General features: G+C 53.2%; 17 protein-coding genes and 1 pseudogene. 14 read left to right on the plus strand and 4 right to left on the minus strand.

The window, feature by feature from the left end:
* Positions 1-39: 39 nt before the first annotated feature.
* Positions 40-2,190: an IgaA/UmoB family intracellular growth attenuator gene (locus ACQGXV_RS08130; protein WP_440866116.1), complete on the minus strand. Its 2,151-nt coding sequence runs from the start codon at positions 2,188-2,190 to the stop codon at positions 40-42.
* Between the two features lie 454 nt (positions 2,191-2,644).
* Here ACQGXV_RS08130 and nudE point away from each other — a divergent pair, with 454 nt between their 5' ends.
* The gene (gene nudE, locus ACQGXV_RS08135; protein ID WP_222158791.1) at positions 2,645-3,217 is read left to right on the plus strand and encodes an ADP compounds hydrolase NudE; all 573 of its coding nucleotides are present in this window, start codon (positions 2,645-2,647) and stop codon (positions 3,215-3,217) included.
* Between the two features lie 93 nt (positions 3,218-3,310).
* Here nudE and mrcA read toward each other — a convergent pair whose 3' ends face one another.
* Entirely contained in the window at positions 3,311-5,860 is a 2,550-nt protein-coding gene (gene mrcA / locus ACQGXV_RS08140) for a peptidoglycan glycosyltransferase/peptidoglycan DD-transpeptidase MrcA (protein ID WP_440866117.1), read from the minus strand.
* Positions 5,861-6,013: 153 nt separating this feature from the next.
* Between mrcA and pilM the strand changes: the two genes are divergently transcribed.
* From pilM to ACQGXV_RS08165, 5 genes are all read left to right on the plus strand, one after another.
* The gene (pilM, locus tag ACQGXV_RS08145; RefSeq protein ID WP_440866118.1) at positions 6,014-6,646 is read left to right on the plus strand and encodes a type IV pilus biogenesis protein PilM; all 633 of its coding nucleotides are present in this window, start codon (positions 6,014-6,016) and stop codon (positions 6,644-6,646) included.
* A gap of 21 nt (positions 6,647-6,667) precedes the next feature.
* Positions 6,668-6,865, plus strand: a complete 198-nt coding sequence (locus tag ACQGXV_RS08150) for a hypothetical protein (protein WP_440866119.1) — start codon at positions 6,668-6,670, stop codon at positions 6,863-6,865.
* 152 nt (positions 6,866-7,017) lie between these two features.
* Positions 7,018-7,458, plus strand: a complete 441-nt coding sequence (locus ACQGXV_RS08155; protein WP_440866120.1) for a PilN domain-containing protein — start codon at positions 7,018-7,020, stop codon at positions 7,456-7,458.
* Positions 7,448-7,993 carry a hypothetical protein gene (locus ACQGXV_RS08160; RefSeq protein WP_440866121.1) on the plus strand — a complete coding sequence of 182 codons (546 nt, stop codon included), beginning with the start codon at positions 7,448-7,450 and terminating at the stop codon, positions 7,991-7,993. Before ACQGXV_RS08155 ends, ACQGXV_RS08160 begins: the two co-directional genes overlap by 11 nt.
* A 146-nt stretch (positions 7,994-8,139) precedes the next feature.
* On the plus strand, positions 8,140-8,367 hold the full coding sequence (locus ACQGXV_RS08165; protein ID WP_440866122.1) for a hypothetical protein: 228 nt from the start codon (positions 8,140-8,142) through the stop codon (positions 8,365-8,367).
* Between the two features lie 150 nt (positions 8,368-8,517).
* Here ACQGXV_RS08165 and ACQGXV_RS08170 read toward each other — a convergent pair whose 3' ends face one another.
* The gene (locus tag ACQGXV_RS08170; protein WP_440862665.1) at positions 8,518-9,051 is read right to left on the minus strand and encodes an IS630 family transposase; all 534 of its coding nucleotides are present in this window, start codon (positions 9,049-9,051) and stop codon (positions 8,518-8,520) included.
* Positions 8,975-9,340: an IS630 transposase-related protein gene (locus ACQGXV_RS08175; protein WP_440862584.1), complete on the minus strand. Its 366-nt coding sequence runs from the start codon at positions 9,338-9,340 to the stop codon at positions 8,975-8,977. The genes ACQGXV_RS08170 and ACQGXV_RS08175 overlap by 77 nt, the downstream gene beginning before the upstream one ends.
* 34 nt (positions 9,341-9,374) lie before the next feature.
* Between ACQGXV_RS08175 and hofQ the strand changes: the two are divergent.
* From hofQ to trpS, 8 genes and pseudogenes are all read left to right on the plus strand, one after another.
* Positions 9,375-10,509, plus strand: a pseudogene (gene hofQ, locus ACQGXV_RS08180) (DNA uptake porin HofQ).
* A 337-nt stretch (positions 10,510-10,846) separates the two neighbouring features.
* Entirely contained in the window at positions 10,847-11,368 is a 522-nt protein-coding gene (gene aroK / locus ACQGXV_RS08185) for a shikimate kinase AroK (RefSeq protein ID WP_440866123.1), read from the plus strand.
* A gap of 48 nt (positions 11,369-11,416) precedes the next feature.
* Entirely contained in the window at positions 11,417-12,502 is a 1,086-nt protein-coding gene (aroB, locus tag ACQGXV_RS08190) for a 3-dehydroquinate synthase (protein WP_440866124.1), read from the plus strand.
* 136 nt (positions 12,503-12,638) lie between these two features.
* Positions 12,639-13,640 (plus strand): SPOR domain-containing protein, encoded by a 1,002-nt coding sequence (locus ACQGXV_RS08195; protein ID WP_440866125.1) that lies wholly within the window; start codon positions 12,639-12,641, stop codon positions 13,638-13,640.
* A gap of 80 nt (positions 13,641-13,720) precedes the next feature.
* Positions 13,721-14,545 carry an adenine-specific DNA-methyltransferase gene (dam, locus tag ACQGXV_RS08200; RefSeq protein WP_222158782.1) on the plus strand — a complete coding sequence of 275 codons (825 nt, stop codon included), beginning with the start codon at positions 13,721-13,723 and terminating at the stop codon, positions 14,543-14,545.
* 54 nt (positions 14,546-14,599) lie between these two features.
* Positions 14,600-15,277 (plus strand): ribulose-phosphate 3-epimerase, encoded by a 678-nt coding sequence (rpe, locus tag ACQGXV_RS08205; protein WP_440866126.1) that lies wholly within the window; start codon positions 14,600-14,602, stop codon positions 15,275-15,277.
* Positions 15,270-15,974: a phosphoglycolate phosphatase gene (locus ACQGXV_RS08210; protein WP_440866127.1), complete on the plus strand. Its 705-nt coding sequence runs from the start codon at positions 15,270-15,272 to the stop codon at positions 15,972-15,974. Before rpe ends, ACQGXV_RS08210 begins: the two co-directional genes overlap by 8 nt.
* The gene (gene trpS, locus ACQGXV_RS08215; RefSeq protein WP_440866128.1) at positions 15,971-16,975 is read left to right on the plus strand and encodes a tryptophan--tRNA ligase; all 1,005 of its coding nucleotides are present in this window, start codon (positions 15,971-15,973) and stop codon (positions 16,973-16,975) included. The genes ACQGXV_RS08210 and trpS overlap by 4 nt, the downstream gene beginning before the upstream one ends.
* Positions 16,976-17,110: the final 135 nt, after the last annotated feature.

Below are 17,110 nucleotides of genomic sequence, written 5' to 3' on the forward strand. Positions count from 1 at the left end.
TCTCTGCGGTCGTCAGCAACGGGTCGTGTTTAGACGCGCCTAGTCATTCATCCGGTAGGCGCGGCCTTCAATCAAGATAGGCGTAGCGAGTCGGGTTGAAAAGCACGTATCGTAGTACTGCTTGATATCGCGTTCGCGCTGCTGGCTTTTGCGCATTTTTATCAGCATCAGCGCCAAATTGGCAACCAGTACTACCGAGAGCACCAGCATCAATAAACAGGTGCCGAAGTAGCGCCACAGCGTGATGGCGTCAGGATCGCTGCGTAAATTGATGTGCTGCGTTCCGTTGGCATCGGTGGATAGTTGCGTGATGACCCCTTTAGCGCTAAATGGGGTGTGCAGCAGCATGGCGGAAAGCCGCTGCAACTCTTGCCATTGCTCTGTTGCATGATATTCATTAAACGGTTTGGGCGGCAGCGGGTAGTTTACGAGCTGGCGGCCTTCGTCACTGCGGATAAGAAAGCCGCTGGGTGGCGGGCTATTTAGCAAATCGGTGGCGGCGTTAATCTTTTGATAGAAAAAAGACTCCGTGGCGCTGACCACCAGCGTTTCCAGGGATTCAGCATTAACCGAGCGCAGCAGTACGTTCATCCCCTTAAGCGATCCTGATTTTGCGCGTCTGACCAAGGCATCCCAGGTTTTCACATTGCCCAGATTGACCAGCGCATTTTTCAGCCGAGTACAATCCTCTTCACGGGTGCACAGCTCCTGGGTTTTCAGCACAATATCAGAGAAATTGTTGAGCAGTACCATGCCTGATTTCTGAATGGCGGACGCGAGCTGCGTGCTGACTTTGCCTTCATCGTTGGTCACGGGATGCAACTGTGCGTTCACCACGGACAGTAGCGCTGAGGCTTTTTCGATTACGTCCGATTCAGGTAGCGGTAACGACCCGGCCTTGTTCCAGTAGATGGCAGAGCAATCAAACGGGGTAAAGGCATAAGGCTTTACGTTGCCCGGATAGCGGTTGCCCGCAGGCACATCGCACATGCCGGTGCTCTGAATATCCAATTTATCGCCGATTTTCAGGTGAGCGTTTTGCAATTCGTCAACCTGCACCACTTTGATATTCTGCGCGCCTTGCAGCCAGCTCATGCTCAGGTTGAGCGGTAATTCCAACGGTAAGAAACTGAGCAGCAGGATAAGCGGAAGTAGCGCACCCGCAGAGAGAATCAGGTTTTTTCCAAAGCTCTGGAGCGGGAAGCGACTAACTTCCTCGTGGAGCGAGAGAAATTCGCCCTGACGAACCACCTGACGATTCAGATAGATATCGACCTGAGTCTTCTGCGCCAGATCGTAGGCGATATAAGGTTGCCAATGGGGCGGATAGATAAGATCGATATTGCCCAGCGAAATATTGCCAATCTGCTCCTGGTTCGATTCACCGAACAGTCCGAGGCACTGTGGCGTACCATTAAGACAATGTACTTCTTGCAGTTCACGCTCAGAGGGCGCGCGAAACAGCTGCCAGCCGCTCCAGGCCGCCAGCAGCAAAGCGGCGGCGGCAAGCCAGGGCATCACCGTCAACGACGTCATCAGGCTGATAAACAGCAGCAGAAAAGCCAGTGAAATCAACAGCGCTTCCCGAATGCCCGAAGCGTGATGCACCGCGTACTCTTCTCGCGTCTCCTTACGAACGGCAACCAGCTCGGCGCGTTCATTCCCCTCTTCGCGAATCGAGGCATTACGCTCAGGTATTAACGGCGGCGGTAAAATACTCTGATCGCTGTGCTCAACGCATTCACTCAGGGAATGTCCGTTGAGCGCAACGACCAGCGGAATTGAGCGGGTGCTAATCAGCTCAATATGGTTGTTTTCGGTGATGTACTGTTCCCAGTCAGCAGGCAGGTGTATCTCTTGTGTATCAATGAAATAACGCCATTTATTCGCGGCGCTGGTATTGAGGCCATAACGCGTAATGCTGTGGGTGAGCACATAGACGCGCGGATCCTGTCGTGCCCGTTGTAACACGGGCAATGCGCTGAATGCTGACAGTTGCAGATTGGCGAGTGTCAAATAGCGCTCAAGGGCGGCACGCTCATCGTGCGTTAATGTACGTTCTCGCGCGTGCATGACGGCGAAGGACGATTTTGTAAAGGGCAAATGGCGACGCATACGGTATCCAGTGTAACTTCCGATGAAGATAAGACAGGCAAACAATAGGGATAAAAGAATAACTATTGTGCTCATGCCATCCTCATTCCAACGCTGATAATTCGGATACTAGCAAACTTATCCCGAGAGTGATAATCCGTATGTCATTGTTAATCAGCTTGAATCACTTATTAACGCAATAAATTTTTCCAATATTTTGTCAATCTTACCAAGAAAAAATCATAAGAAAACATGGGGAAAATCTGAATTTATTGTGATGTGTTGACTTTTATTTTTATCGGGGAAAAACCGTAATGTTTGTTATTTGTTGCGATTGCGTAAATTGAGTCGTATCGGAGTTGCGGTAAGATAGCCTGTTAACGCACAATGTGAGCAATATCAAAAAAGAAAATTAACGTTTTTTTTGCATTCTGCGGCGTTCCCGTTACGGAAAAGTGGTGTCAGCTCTTTGCGTTCCTCATCGCTTTTCTTTGACGGGTCTCAGATTTTTTTTGTTGCTACAGGAATGCCTCGTAGGGCGAATAGAGTTATGAATAATAATCTGAAAAAACCGAAAATTTTGAACGTGGAGACGGTGGCCCGCTCGCGCCTGTTTAACGTGGAATCGGTTGATCTTGAGTTCAGCAACGGCGTGCGCCGGGTGTACGAACGGATGCGCCCCTCAGGGCGAGAAGCGGTGATGATTGTGCCGATTATCGACAATCAGCTGGTGTTGGTGCGTGAATACGCCGTCGGTATCGAGCAGTATGAATTGGGATTCCCCAAAGGGCTCATCGATCCGGGGGAAAGCGTTTTTGAAGCAGCGAATCGCGAATTGATGGAAGAAGCGGGATTCGGCGCACACCAGATGTCGCTGCTGGCGACGCTGACGTTGGCGCCGTCCTATTTCTCCAGCCGCATGAATATTGTTGTCGCGCGTGACCTTTATCCGCAGACGCGAGAAGGGGATGAACCTGAGCCGCTGATTCCGGTGCGCTGGCCGTTGGATAATCTGCTGGGCCTGTTGCAGGAACCGGATTTTCGCGAAGCGCGTAACGTTAGTGCACTGTTTTTAACGCGCGAGTGGCTGGCCGGACAGACACCTCCGGCGTCCCCGGCGTAGGCCGGGGATGTCTTGCAGAAATAACACGTTTCGTCTGTAAGCGATTCCCGCCTGCGCGGGAATGACGGGAAGGTGCTCGTTCGTGGCGACGCGTTAGAACAGTTCTTCGCTCTGACCGTTTTCCATCAAGGTGGTGCCTGCCTCATGGACTTCGAATTCCGTAGGCTGCGTGCCATCGATAAAATATTCCGAACGGCTGTTGCTGCCGCCGCTGGAGAGTTTACCGGTGTAGCGATCGATGGTGACGGTCACAACGCCCGGCGGCGGCGTCAGCGGCTGTTCTGCTACGCCTTGCAGGGCGACTTTCATATAGTCATCCCACGCGGGTTGGGCGCTTTTTGCCCCTCCCTCATAACCCGAGATCTGATCCTTAATCGCACCAGAAACCGTGCTGCGCCCCAGATCGCGACGATGGTCATCAAAGCCAATCCACACCGAGGTGACAAGGTTGGGCCCGTAGCCGGAGAACCAGGCATCTTTGTAACTGTTGGTGGTGCCGGTTTTACCGCCGATGTCATGGCGTTGCAAATCTTTACCGGCACGCCAGCCTGTTCCCATCCAGCCAGGTTCGCCAAAGACGTTACTGTTAAGCGCACTTTTCATCAGAAATGACAACGGCGTACTGATGACATGCGGTGCATACGGTAGCGTACTCACCTGCGCTTCAGTCGGCGTGACGGCATCAATCTGTGGCTGAGGCACCGTACCTTGCTGCTCTAGCGGAGTGGCGACGTTTTCCATGTTGTCCGTTGAGAGCAAGGCAGAACGCGGTGTTTCACCATAAACCAGCGGCAGATTGCAGGTGTCGCACACTGTTTTCGGCGTTGCGTTAAAAAGCGTGTTGCCCGTGTCATTCTCGATACGGGAAATGAAGTAAGGGTCAACCAGGTAGCCCCCGTTGGCCATCACCGCATAGCCTCTGACCACTTGGAGCGGCGTGAAGGACGCTGCGCCCAGCGCCAGCGATTCGGTGCGCACAATGTTTTGCTGAGGGAAACCGAAACGCTGTAGGTAATCAGCCGCATAATCAACGCCCATCGCGCGCATCGCACGCACCATCACCACGTTTTTAGACTGACCCAGCCCTTGACGTAAGCGAATCGGACCGTCGTAGGTTGCCGGAGAGTTCTTCGGACTCCAGTCTGAGCCTGCACCGGCATCCCAGCGTGTGATCGGCACGTCGTTAAGGATAGTGGCCAGCGTCAGTCCCTTATCCATGGCGGCGGTATACAGGAAAGGTTTGATATTGGAACCAATCTGGCGCAGCGCCTGCGTGGCACGGTTGAACTTGCTCTGATTGAAATCAAAGCCGCCCACCAGCGCTTCAATGGCACCGTTGGTTGGGTTCATGGACACCAGCGCGGAGTTGACGTCCGGCGCTTGTCCCAGCCACCAGTCGTTACCTACCTTACGCACCCATACCTGCTGGCCGGTTTTCACCACATCGGTGACGCGGCGCGGCATCGCCCCTTGCAGTACGTCGGATTTAAACGGACGCGCCCATTTCATACCCGCCAGCGGCAGCACAACGCTGCTGCCATCGGCCATCAACGCGGTGGCCTTGTCGGCATCGCTTTGGGTGATAACGGCAGGGTTTAGCGGGCCGTAATTGGGCGTGTTTTTCAGTTCATTGGTGATGCGCGTTTGGTCCCAGGCGCTTTCACCCACTTTCCACAGCACTTTTTCCGGGCCGCGGTAGCCATGGCGCATATCATAGGCCATGACGTTATTGCGCAGCGCCTCTTCCGCGGCGAGCTGACGTTTCTTGGTGATTGTGGTGTAGACCTTGTAGCCATCGTTATAAGCGTCTTCACCGTAGCGTTTCACCATCTCCTGACGCACCATTTCGGCCAGATATGACGCGGAGAAGGCAATCTCCGGTGCGTGGTAGTCGGCCACCAGCTTCTCGTTACGCGCCTGATCGTACTGGGCCTGCGTGATGTAATTTTCATCGCGCATACGAGCCAGCACCGCATTGCGGCGCGCCACGGCGCGATCGTAGGAGTAGAGCGGGTTAAAGGTGGACGGTGCTTTAGGTAAACCGGCGATGGTGGCCATTTGGCTTAGCGTCAGTTGTTCAACTGAGCGGCCAAAGTAGACGTGCGCGGCAGCCCCCACGCCATAGGCGCGATACCCGAGATAAATCTTGTTGAGATAAAGCTCAAGGATCTCGTCTTTGGTCAGCAACTGCTCGATACGGATCGCCAGAAACACTTCTTTGATCTTACGGATCAGCGTGCGTTCCGGGCTTAAAAAGAAGTTACGCGCCAACTGCTGCGTGATGGTGCTCGCCCCTTGCGATGCATGTCCAGAGGTCAACGCGATAGTTGCGGCACGCACAATCCCTATCGGATCGACGCCGTGGTGCTCGTAGAAGCGGCTGTCTTCAGTCGCGATAAACGCGTGGACCATTTCAGGCGAAATCTGGCCCAACTTTAGCGGAATGCGGTGTTTCTCACCGAACTGGGCAATCAGCTCACCGTCGGCGCTGAGCACCTGAATCGGCGTTTGTAAACGGACATCTTTCAACGTTGCGACATCGGGCAACTGAGGCTCGATATAACGATATAGCCCATATATCGATGCGGCTCCAAGCAGAATGCAAGTCACTGCAAGGATGAATAAATACTTTACGAACTTCACCGGGAATTTTCCATTCAGTAGCGTGTGGACAGTTTCTAAACAATTGCCCGCTAGTATAAAGGTAAGCCTGCACTGTGGATACGTTCTTTTATTCAGCACACGTTTTCAGCAACGCGTGCTCTTCTTAACGACGAGGGAGAGGTCGCATTGAACATGGCTTATCACCATTGGCAGGTAGGATTAGATATACAAAACGGATGTCTGCGTGCCCTGGCCGTACAGCGCCGCCGCCGTGGCTGGCAACTGCGTCAGTGGTGGCAAATCCCACTGCCTGCGTACACATTAAGGGAGGGGAGTTTACAGCATTCCGACGCATTGTGCGATGTCCTGACGCAATGGCGACGGGTGCTACCGCGCCGAATATCGCTGCGCGTTGGCTTTCCGGCCCAGCGGGTGTTGCAGCAGATTATGGCGGCCCCTGACAGCCGTCTGCGGGAGCCGGATCGCAACTGGTATATTGACCATCAAGCGGCGCGCCAGTTTCCCATTGGCCGCGAATCGTTGGTGCTCGACTATCGCAGTGAGCCTCAGTCTCCGGCGTCCTTGCTGATCACCGCGGCCAAACGTGAAGAGGTGGCGCAGTGGCAGCGCTGCCTGCATCGTGCTGGGCTAACGCCTGATGTGCTGGATATCGTGCCTTGCGCGTTGCGTACCATGGGCCAACTGGCGGGGGTAGCTTTCGGTTCTCTGCTGCTGCATCGCCTTGATACCGATCACTGGCTGTGGGTTTCACCGTTATCCCAGCCGCTGTCGTTTGGTGTTATGTCGCAAGAGGTGGTGACATAGTGTGGCGATATCGTTACCTGTGTGAGCAATCACTACCCGGGTCAACGCGGTGAAATAACGTATTACAGTGGTGAATGCGGCGAGGACATCCCGCGCTCTGTGCATCCGTTGGCATCGTGGTCGCCGTTTGACATTTTGCATCAAGCCTATCCGCCGCTGCCGCTTAATCCGTCCCAGTTTGTGGTGGCGGGCGGTTTGGCCCTGCGGGCGGACGATTAATGCACACCTTTCACGTCAATCTATTGCCATGGCGTCAACGGCGATGGGTTCGAGATACTCGCCGTTGGTGGCTGTGGCTGTTGTTTTTCTCGGTGGGTTTGTTGATCGCGCTGGGAGTGTGCCGTGGGAGGCTTGACCAACAACGTGGTGAGATGGAGGAGACGCTGCACACATTGCAACAAAGGCACCTCGCTGACAGCACACAATTGCGCGAGGTTCAACGGTTGATGGACGCCCTGCAACAATGGCAAGCCCAGCAGCAGGCAGACAATAACACGCGAACGCACAACCGGGGTTATGAACAGTTGTTAAAGCAACTGGCGCAGTGGGTGCCTGATGGGCTGTGGCTTACCGCTATCAAGGTGCAGGATGGCAAGGTCCATCTCACGGGCAGAAGCCATGATTACGCCGACATCGTGCACTTCAGTTCCCGGCTCGAAACTGAAACGGCGCTGACATCAGTACGCCTGATGCAAACACGGCAGGAAATCATGGCGTCACCGGAGGGGGACGTGCCGGTGTTGACGTTTCTCCTTCAGGCGGATTGGCGCGTTGAGCGGTTCTCTTTGCAGGACGTTCCCAATGATGAGTAGTGTGCGTTCCCTGTGGCTGACGTTTATGGCGACCTCGCGCTGGGTGCAGTGGTTAGTGCAAGGTCTGGTGATGGGGATGCTCGCCGCGTTGGGATATACCACCGTGCTGCAACCGGAACGGGCCGCCGTGGAGCGCTTGCGACAACACCTTGTGTACTCGAGCGAGGCACACGCGGCGCTAGTACAGCGTTTAGAGGATTTCCCGGCGCTGGCAACGTTGCAACAAGAGTGGAACACCATGCCGGATAAACCGGTTCATCACACGGCGGTGGCACTGACAGAGCGCCTGCTGTTGCCGCTCTCTGCGTCGAATGCCGCGTTAATGGCATTGCAACCACCGATTCCTTCCCACCTACAAACGTGGAAAATGATAGTGAGCACTGACTTTTCTGGTGCGTTGACGCTCATTCAACACCTCACTGCGTCTATGCAGCCACTGCATATTCACGCACTCTCGATTGATGTGCACCACGAGGTATTGCATTTGGAAATGCAGCTTGCCGTTCCTGACTCGGGTAAGGAGGCGCAGCGGTGAAAACGACTCATGGCTGGATGCTGGTGCTGGCGCTGTACTCACCGGTAGCACTCAGCGATAGTGCATGCGCAGGGCGCGATCCCTTTCAGCCAGCCGCCAGGCACGCAGCCGGTGGGGATGACATTACGCGATGGCGACTAGAAGGTGTGATTGGGGATAGCGCAGGGTGGTCTGGCTGGCTTTCTGTGCCGGGGGAACGTTGGCTCATGGTGAGAGTGGGCGATGCACTGGTCTCTTCGGGGTGGACGGTTAGCGCCATCGACGAGCACGGTGTTCAGGTGGAAAAATCGGTAGTGGATGCAACGGGACAAGCGCGCCGCTGTGTGAGGATGCTGCCTGCGACGCGGGCATCGCACAGTGGCGCGATACGCTGAGTTTTGCCGCGCTACACACGGAGGAAAGCAAGATGATAAGGCCAGGGAAGCTGAACGGGGCCGGGGTGTTACTGTGTGCCTTGCTGGGTGGGCATACTGTATTTGCCAAGGTGCCGATGTCGACCATATAGCCAAGCGACTTAATTTTGATTACACCATATGGACTGAGAACAAACTCTCTGTATCGCAACCCATCTCTCTTTTTTTGCTTTTTGCTTGTGCCCATTTATGCTCAATTGGGTTAAGATCTGGCGAATATGTAGGCAAATACTCCACCATATACCCTGCATCGATGATGACTTGTTGAATATTATGTTTTTTGTGAAAAGTGGCATTGTCCATCATGATTACACTGTTTTTAGGGAGTACTGGGATAAGGACTTGTGTGACCCAGGCATAGAAAACATCGCTGTTAATATTGATATCAAATAATCCGATAGCAAACAGCGTTGTGCCTAATAAAGCGCCGATAACATTTGTTCTTCCCCTAGCTCCCCAGTTCTTCAGGCCAAAACACCGTTGACCTTTTGGGGAATAGCCGTGAGTCCGTGGGGCATCGTGTGAAAAACCACTTTCATCAATAAAAACAATAGGTTTACCTTCTTTTTCATACTGTTGTTTTTTTTGTTGAAATCCCTGCCGGGCGTTTTCGTCGGCTTTCGGATGACGTAGAGTTTTTTTTATAGGTCAATCCCAGCTTTTTAAGCGCTTGCCAAATGGCCTTCTGACAAACGCCAAAACGCTCTGCACGTTCTTTTTGGTAAGCATCTGGATATTGTTCAACATCTTTTATCAACTCGGATTTATCGATCTTTCGCTGACGCGTGGTCGATGCTTTTGACTCTATTTGATTAATCCAACGCGATACAGAGGCAGGGCCAATCCGAAATTGCTTCGCTGTTTCTCGGATACTCAACCCTTCGTTTTTCCGTGTAGATATCACTTTACGTCTAAAATCAATTGAATAGCTCATTTAAATAATGTAATCAAAATTAAGTCGTTTAGCTATATCATTAGCGTTTGACGATGCGCCCGTGCAGAAAATCGTGCAGGCGCTCGCTGAGCACCAACGGTTGAATGTGGTGATTGCGCCGGAGGTTAGCGGTGTAATGAGCCTGCGTTTGCACCAGGTTCCTTGGCAACAGGCGTTAGACATTGTTGCGCGTCAGGGCGCGCTGTAGATTGAGCGTAAAGGCGATGTGTTACTGGTGTCGTCACCGGTGACCGACACTCGCCAAACGGCGTTGGAAAATCGCTTTTTTACCCTGCAATACGCCGATGCGCAAGAGGTTGCCACCAGCGTGCTGGCGCAGCGCAGTACGTTGTTATCGGAACAGGGGAGCGTGAGTGCGGATACGCGTACCAATACCCTCTTGGTACGCGACGTCCCGGCGATAGTGCAGCCGCTACAGACATGGAGATAGGCCTGTTGCTCAAGTGCAATTAGCCGCACACATTGTCACCATCAGCAGCGACAGTTTACGGGAATTAGGGGTGAGTTGGGGCATGGGCGAACCGACGCAACCGTGTCGAACGCTGCACCTCAATGACTTCAACGTTAACCTGCCGGTGGAGTCGCCTGCGGGCAACGTTGGGTTCAATCTGGCCCGCTTAAATGGCCGACTGCTCGATTTAGAATTGTCAGCGCTTGAGCATGAGAACCAAGTTGAGATCATCGCCAGTCCACGTCTTTTCACCGCACACAAGCAGATGGCCAGCATCAAGCAGGGCACAGAAATTCCCTATCAGGTATCCAGCGGTACCCGCGGTGCGACCGCCATTCAGTTCAAAGAAGCCGTATTGGGGATGGAGGTGACGCCTACGGTGCTGCGTGAGGGCAAAATTACGCTTAATTTAAAAATCAGCCAAAACATGCCAGGGCTGGTGATTAAACAGCGCGACAATGGCGAAACACTCGCGATCGATAAACAAGAAATTCAAACCCAGGTTACGGTGTCTGATGGTGAGACAATTGTGTTGGGCGGGATTTTTCAACAACAAAAAAATCGAGGGGAACGAAAAGTGCCGCTGCTGGGGGATGTGCCGCTATTGGGTTCACTGTTTCAACACCAAAGAACGGAGCGTAAGCGGCGTGAACTGGTGATTTTTATCACGCCAACCTTAGTCTCCGCCTCGTCGTAAGAGGCCTATAACGGTGTGCTCGGCGATCCAAGTTTTAACCGTTTCCGCTTTCTCAGTTTGACGCTGCGCTGGATTTAGCATACAAGGTTAGCCCATTGAGCGCTGCGGTCTGTCGAAGCGGAATTATCTTACCGGAAGATGCCTAATTTATACGCTTTTTGCTGTTTGACGCGGGGCGAGACATTTTATTCGGTTGCCAAATGCCCCTGAGTATTGAGATAATTTTCTGTCTGATTCTCGAACTATCGCTCATGAGGTTTCAGTTTAGGTCCCGCCGCTGGGTTGATTGGCGGGGCGGGTTATCATTAACGAATAGTCTTAGTAACACCAAAAAAACATGGCAGAGAAACGCAATATCTTTCTGGTTGGGCCTATGGGTGCCGGCAAAAGCACTATTGGCCGTCAGTTAGCTCAGCAACTCAATATGGAGTTTTTCGACTCCGATCAAGAAATTGAGCGACGCACCGGGGCTGATGTGGGCTGGGTTTTTGATCTCGAAGGCGAAGAAGGTTTTCGCGAACGCGAAGAAAAAGTCATCAACGAATTGACCGAAAAACAGGGTATCGTACTGGCTACCGGAGGTGGCTCAGTAAAATCACGCGAGACGCGCAATCGCCTGTCTGCGCGCGGCGTTGTGGTCTATTTGGAAACCACCATTGAAAAACAGTTGGCGCGCACGCAGCGTGATAAAAAGCGTCCTTTGCTTCAGGTAGAGGATCCGCCGCGCGAAGTGTTGGAGGCGTTAGCAAGAGAGCGTAACCCGCTGTACGAAGAAATTGCTGATGTCACCATTCGTACGGATGAGCAGAGCGCCAAGGTGCTTGCCAACCAGATTATCAGTATGTTGGATGGCAACTGAGTAACAACATCGCCCTGAGCTCCGGGGCCAAGCGGATGAACCACGCGCATGGAAAGTATTACCGTAACATTAGGGGAACGTAGCTATCCCATTACGATAGCCGCTGGGTTGTTTGCTGACCCGGCTTCTTTTATGCCGCTGACCGCGGGCGAACAGGTGATGTTAGTGACCAACCAGACGTTGGCCCCGCTCTATCTTGAAGCGGTGAGCCGTGTGCTGGAGCAGGCTGGCGTAAAAGTCGACCATGTCATATTGCCAGACGGCGAGCAGTATAAATCGCTAACGGTATTGGACGACGTCTTTACCGCATTGCTGCAAAAACCCCATGGCCGAGACACGACGATCGTTGCTCTGGGTGGTGGTGTAATTGGCGATCTGGCGGGCTTTGCTGCCGCCAGCTATCAGCGTGGCGTGCGCTTTATTCAGGTACCCACAACGCTGCTATCGCAGGTTGACTCTTCTGTCGGCGGTAAGACGGCGGTCAATCATCCGTTCGGTAAAAACATGATTGGCGCGTTCTATCAACCCGCTTGTGTGATTATCGATTTGGATTGTCTTCGCACCTTACCGGCCCGGGAGTTCTCCTCCGGCCTGGCCGAGGTGATCAAATATGGGATTATTCTTGATGGCGAGTTCTTCGTTTGGTTGGAGAATAATCTTGACGCTGTCCGTGCGCTGGAGCCTGCGGCGCTCTCTTACTGCATTCGCCGCTGTTGTGAACTGAAAGCCGAGTTAGTGGCTGCGGATGAACGCGAAAGCGGGGTGCGTGCGCTGCTTAACCTAGGTCATACTTATGGTCATGCTATCGAAGCTGAAATGGGGTATGGCAACTGGTTACACGGTGAAGCGGTGGCGGCAGGTATGATGATGGCCGCACATGCGGCGAGAAGGCTCGGTCAGTTCAGCGTGTCGGACATCGATCGTATTCGCGCATTACTGGCGCGTGCAGGGTTGCCGGTTCAGGGCCCGGATGCGATGTCACCAGAATCTTATCTTCCTCATATGATGCGTGATAAAAAGGTACATGCAGGCCAGCTGCGACTGGTTTTACCCACTGCGATTGGGCGCTCGGAAGTACGTGGCGGCGTATCACACGATATTGTGTTGGCGTCGATCGCCGATTGCAGGGCGTGAGAGCAGTTTTTCGGGTATTTGCAGACATATTCACGCTGATGGTTTATGGTTAATAGAAAATAATGTCTTATAATTCAACAATTCGCTTCGCTTACTGCGCAGCGGGTATGTGTTTTTTATAGTTGGAGGGGTTTAAATGGACGAATTTAAACCAGAAGATGCGTTAAAACCGGATACCAGCGATCGGCGGACACAACGTCAGCAACGCAGTCCCCGTCTTTCTGCGCCGCAGTTAGCGCTCTCTCGTCAACATTTGATGATTGGCATCGGGATCGTGGTGCTGGTGTTGTTGATCATTGGTGTGGGTTCCGCCTTGCAATCACCGTCTAAATCGACGGAAGCTGTGCCAACGGCTGCATCGGGTAATGGTGAGAAGAGTATCGATTTATCCTCTTCTTCCTCGATGACGCAGGGGACTTCCGCTCAGGGAGACGCCGCATCAGTAAATGCTACCGCGCCAGTGCAACCTCAAACCTTGAATGCGCCGCCGGTTGCAAGTTCACCGACACAAGCGCAAGTCACGCCTCAGCCTGCTGGGCAGCAGCGTGTTGAACTGCCGGGTAACATGACAGATGCGCTTTCGACGCAGCAAGAAAAGGTTAACGCCTTCTCGCAAGGGGCGACATCGGGCTCCGCGCCGGTAACCACATTGCCGATTGCGCCTGCTACGGTGGCTCCTTCAGCGAAAAATCCACAGCACGTCTCAGAGAAGACGGCGCAGGAGAAAGCTGCACATGCTAAAAACGTTCAAGATAAGGCCGCACAGAGCAAATCAACCCTAACGCCAGCGCAAAAAGTGCCGATGACATCAGGCAAGCCGACATCCTCTGGGGACAAGGCGACGGTTTCAGGGCAGAGGGGATCGATTCAGAATGCGCCCGCCAGCCATTTCACACTGCAATTAAGCAGTGCATCACGTTCAGATACGCTGAAAGCTTACGCCACACAGCACAACCTACCCAACGCTTGGGTTTATGAAACTAAGCGAGACGGTAAGCCCTGGTATGTATTGGTGAACGGTGTTTACGCTTCTTCCGCAGAAGCGAAGCAGGCGGCGTCATCGCTTCCTGCGGCCGTGCAGGCACAAAAACCATGGGTTAAGCCGATCCGTCAGGTGAAGCAGGACTTGAATAAGTAACACCAATTTTAGCACTGATGTGCTGTCTGACACAGAGTACAATCCGCGGCTCTGAAATGTAATGAGTAACTAACGACGGCATGAAGAAGAACCGCGCTTTTTTAAAATGGGCTGGTGGGAAGTACCCGCTGGTAGAAGAGATTCGCCGCTATCTACCAGAAGGAGACTGTTTGATTGAGCCGTTTGTCGGGGCCGGTTCGGTGTTTTTGAATACGGAATACGACCGTTACATCCTGGCCGACATTAACAGTGACCTCATCAATCTCTACGATATCGTTAAGACGCAAACCGACGATTTCATTCGTGACGCGCGTGAACTGTTCACTGGCGAATACAACGTGGCTGAAGTGTTTTATCAGCTGCGTGATGAATTTAATCTTTGTGCGGTGCCCTATCGTCGTGCGGTACTGTTTTTGTATCTGAATCGCCACTGTTATAACGGATTATGCCGCTATAACATGCGGGGCGAATTCAACGTGCCCTTTGGCCGTTACAAAAAGCCGTATTTTCCCGAAGAAGAGTTACGCTGGTTCGCGCTCAAAGCGCGCAATGCCACTTTTGTTTGTGAGCATTATCAGCAGACGTTACTCAAAGCGACGCAAGGTGCAGTGGTCTATTGCGATCCTCCTTACGCTCCGCTTTCCGCAACGGCGAATTTTACGGCGTATCACACGAATAATTTCAACAACATCGATCAACAGAGCCTGGCGACGCTGGCGTATCGGTTGTCGATGGAGAGTGCCATTCCCGTGCTGATATCCAACCATGATACCGAGCTGACTCGAGCCTGGTATCAGGATGCGGCGCTGTATGTGGTGAGGGCGAGACGCACCATCAGCCGCAATATCATGGGGCGGAGCAAGGTTAATGAGCTGTTGGCGCTCTACGGTGCGCCGTTGCGTTAATACCTGATGCGCGCGTATCGCGCTGGTTATCCTACAAACTGTTTGGAGATACGAATGAAGCCTTTCTTGATCGCTCCGTCCATCTTATCGGCCGACTTTGCCCGGTTGGGGGAAGACACCGCCAGTGTGCTGGCAGCCGGAGCCGATGTGGTTCACTTCGATGTCATGGATAACCACTATGTTCCCAACCTGACCATCGGGCCGCTGGTGCTTAAAGCACTGCGCAACTACGGCATTACGGCCCCTATCGATGTTCACCTGATGGTGAAACCGGTAGACCGTCTTATTCCTGATTTTGCCGAAGCCGGTGCCAGCTTTATCACCTTCCATCCGGAAGCTTCCGAGCATGTCGATCGTTCGCTTCAACTGATCAATGATCACGGCTGTAAAGCCGGGCTGGTGCTGAACCCGGCAACGCCGCTCAGTTGCCTTGATTACGTGATGGATAAGCTGGATATCATTCTGCTGATGTCGGTCAACCCTGGCTTTGGTGGGCAATCTTTTATTCCCGGCACCTTAGATAAGCTGCGTCAGGTGCGTCAACGCATCGATGAGAGCGGCTATGACATTCGGCTGGAAGTGGATGGCGGTGTGAAAGTCGACAACATTGCCCAGATTGCGCAAGCCGGCGCAGATATGTTCGTGGCGGGTTCTGCCATTTTCGGTCACCCCGATTACCGCGCTGTCATTGATAACATGCGCAGTGAATTGAGTAAGGTATCTCATGGCTAACATCAGTACGGTTCGCGGGTTGGCGTTCGATCTGGATGGTACGCTGGTCGACAGCGCGCCGGGGTTGGCGGACGCCGTTGATATGGCGCTGCAAGCGCTGAATCTGCCTGCGGCGGGTAAAGCGCGCGTTGCTACCTGGATCGGCAACGGTGCTGATGTGCTGGTAGAGCGGGCGTTGCGCTGGGCGGGAATGACGCCCACGGCGCAAGATACCCGCACGGCGCGCGAGCTGTTTGATCACTACTATGCGCAAACGGTGGACAGCGGCAGCACGTTGTTTCCTGAGGTGCATGCCACACTGACCCAACTGGCTGGCTGGGGCTACCCATTGGCGCTGGTCACCAATAAGCCGACGCCTTTTGTCGCGCCGCTGCTCGAGACGCTGGGTATTGCCGGGTTGTTTAGCCAGATTGTCGGCGGTGATGATGTAAAAATGAAAAAGCCGCATCTTGCGCCGCTCTATCTGGTATTGGCTCAACAGGGACTGCTGGCATCAGAATTGCTGTTTGTCGGCGATTCGCGCAACGATATTCAGGCGGCACAGGCCGCAGGGTGTCCGAACGTGGGCATGACTTACGGCTATAACTACGGAGAAGCCATTGCGCTGAGTCAACCTGACGTGGTGCTTGAGCGTTTCTCACAACTTTTGCCCCTGGTGGGGCCACTTATGTCAAAAAATCAGGAAGCGTCAGCATGAATAAGCCCATCGTTTTTAGCGGCGCACAGCCGTCTGGTGAACTTACCATTGGTAACTACATGGGTGCATTACGTCAGTGGGTGAACATGCAGGATGATTACGATTGCATATATTGCATCGTTGACCTGCATGCCATCACCGTGCGTCAGGATCCCCAGCAGTTGCGTAAAGCAACGCTGGATACGCTGGCACTTTATCTGGCCTGCGGTATTGATCCGCAGAAAAGCACCATCTTCGTTCAGTCTCATGTGCCAGAGCACACGCAGCTGAGCTGGGTGCTAAACTGCTACTCCTACTTCGGCGAACTGAGCCGCATGACGCAGTTCAAAGATAAATCAGCGCGCTATTCGGACAACATCACTGCCGGTTTGTTTGACTATCCGGTGCTGATGGCAGCCGATATCCTGCTGTATCAAACCCATCAGGTGCCGGTGGGTGAAGATCAGAAACAGCACCTGGAATTGAGCCGCGATATTGCTCAGCGCTTCAATGCGCTCTACGGTGACGTTTTCAAAGTACCAGAACCGTTTATTCCTAAATCCGGCGCGCGCGTGATGTCACTGTTGGACCCTACAAAAAAAATGTCCAAGTCAGATGACAACCGCAACAACGTGATTGGATTGCTGGAAGATCCGAAAGCAGTAGTGAAAAAGATCAAACGTGCGGTGACGGATTCTGATGAGCCGCCAGTGGTGCGTTATGACATTGCCAATAAAGCGGGGGTATCCAACCTGCTGGATATTCTGTCCGGGGTGACGGGAAAACCGATTCCTGAACTGGAAAAAGCCTTTGAAGGCCAGATGTATGGTCACCTTAAGGGCGTGGTCGCTGACGCCGTTTCCGGCATGCTGACCGAGTTGCAGGCGCGCTATCATCATTTCCGCAACGATGAAGCTTTCTTGCAGCAGGTGATGCTTGACGGTGCTGAAAAAGCGCGTCTCAAAGCCACTGCGACGCTGAAAAAAGTGTACGACGCGGTAGGCTTCGTGGCTCATCCGTAATCTGTAAGCCGGGCGGGTTTATCCGCTCGGCTGCATTATTCCTCTCTTTTATCTGCCATCCTTGCCCGTGCAAGAGCTGCTTTATTGTGCGTGGCATTATTTAATGTACCCGTCTAGAGTAGTTTCTGTTATTTA

Origin of the sequence: Symbiopectobacterium purcellii, from assembly GCF_052050035.1 — a bacterium.
In the GTDB taxonomy this organism is placed as follows: domain Bacteria; phylum Pseudomonadota; class Gammaproteobacteria; order Enterobacterales; family Enterobacteriaceae; genus Symbiopectobacterium; species Symbiopectobacterium purcellii_A.